Here is a 1,787-nt window from a genome sequence, read left to right on the forward strand (position 1 = left end):
CATCTTTGTAATGCTGACGAATCGCTTCCTTTATATCCGATGGACTATTTACAACCCCCTGCTTAGGACCGGGTTCTCCCATCAAATCGGGTCTCACACCGTTGGTGGGATCAGCATGACCGCCAGTGGTCGCAAGTGATTTTCCAGCACTATAGATACGTGGCCCTTTAACCTTGCCCGCCTTGATCGCATCTCGTAAAGCGAGCGTCACATTATAGGAGTCGCCTGGATTACGCACCGTAGTAAAACCCGCTAGCAAGGTCTTCATACCGTAATTTTGAGCAGTGTACGCAAGATCGGCGGGCCCTTCGGTAAAACGATTCAGATAGGCGCCCGGCCCCGACTGGCCATCCAAATGAACGTGCAAATCAGTTAACCCTGGGAGACAGGTTTTATCACTGAGATCAACACTGTCTGCCGCAGGTTTATCAGACGTCACGGCAAGGATTTTATTTGCATTAAAGTGAACATAGCGTTCGCCAACCAACTTACCTTGTTCGCTATCAAATAGGTTACCGCAATGTAACCAGCCATCTGCCTGCGCAGCAGAACTACAGACTGCTAACACCAACCCAAGCGCTATTCTATGATTCATCGTTCAACTCCTGAGTGTCTATGTGCCAACGCACTTTTATTTCCTCGGGTCTTTCAACCAACGAAGCAATGGTGTATTTAGCAAGGTAACTATAGAACTGCTCTTTACCTGCGTGGATAATTCCCTTCAAATCACATACTGAGTAAATCTTACAAGTTGGGTTCAGACAATCAATCCAGTCTTCGTCCCCTTCAAGCTGGCGGATAACCGTATCCAAACGTGTGTGACGGGCATCTACTGCGAGTGAAAAGCCGCCCCCTTTGCCTCGCCACGTCTTTATCAGGCCAAGCTTACCCAAATGGTGAACCACTTTATTTAAATGATTTTTAGATACCGAGAATACGCTACTTAAATCGTTTATCGTTGCTCTCTCATCGGGCTCTGCTGCCGCCAAGTAAATCAGTACCCGTAATCCATAATCTGTGTATTTCTTTAGTTGCACGCGATTTCCTAAGGCTTCTCATTTTTTAGCTTTAATTGGGTCCCGTTACGACTTTCTATAATGAGCCGATTATCTTCAAAGCTAATTGACCGCACATTATTAACAGCTTCGGCAAAGGTGGTTGCATCCTGCATAATGGATTCCGAACAAGCACGACGTGTACTGCCTACCCACTTTAAATGAATCATTTCGCTACCAAACTGATATTGTCCAAAACGACGGTTACACCCGTCCGAGCCCACTAACTTGCCATCGGCTAAGAACTGAATATACATATTAGACGAAGGCGTCATTGATGCATTGGTTTCGGTCAAAATCCACTTAGGTCCTTGTAATAAGCTCAGTGTCTCACCACCACACCCGGCACCGTCAAACTGTCCGGAGTAACTCACAGAAAAAGGATAGACCATACCGCTCATCGTGTCCCGACACACCTCGGACCGAATATCTACTTGATCACCGTTCGCGGTCGCGAGTCGCCACTGTGATACGATCCCGTCTTCGAGCAAAGGCTGAATAGATGTCACTGTAGCAATCCACTCTTTTTCTGGCGTACTTACTTCGAGCTCTTGCCCCTCTAGCGATAATGCCCAAAATGGTTCATTGCCGGATGCTGAAAACGCTTTGGGAAGGGAGTCAGCAGCTCGGCACTCAGGAAGTGACTCGCCCCGCCAGATAAATGTGGCCATATTGCCTTTATTCCAGAAGCTACTTTCACCATCATCAGAAACAAATTTAGCGCCCGATGCC

General features: G+C 47.3%; 3 protein-coding genes. All 3 read right to left on the reverse strand.

The features are described from left to right. Nucleotides 1-595, reverse strand: a 595-nt coding sequence (locus tag OS145_RS02530; RefSeq protein WP_006954462.1) for an amidohydrolase family protein, incomplete at its 3' end; no start/stop codon positions are given. Next, the gene (locus tag OS145_RS02535; protein ID WP_006954464.1) at nt 585-1,037 is read right to left on the reverse strand and encodes an Rrf2 family transcriptional regulator; all 453 of its coding nucleotides are present in this window, start codon (nt 1,035-1,037) and stop codon (nt 585-587) included. The genes OS145_RS02530 and OS145_RS02535, both read right to left, overlap by 11 nt. Nucleotides 1,038-1,045: 8 nt before the next feature. Beyond that, nucleotides 1,046-1,787, reverse strand: a 742-nt coding sequence (locus tag OS145_RS02540; protein ID WP_006954466.1) for an META domain-containing protein, incomplete at its 5' end; no start/stop codon positions are given.

Origin of the sequence: Idiomarina baltica OS145, assembly GCF_000152885.1 — a bacterium.
Classification (GTDB): Bacteria; Pseudomonadota; Gammaproteobacteria; order Enterobacterales; family Alteromonadaceae; genus Idiomarina; species Idiomarina baltica.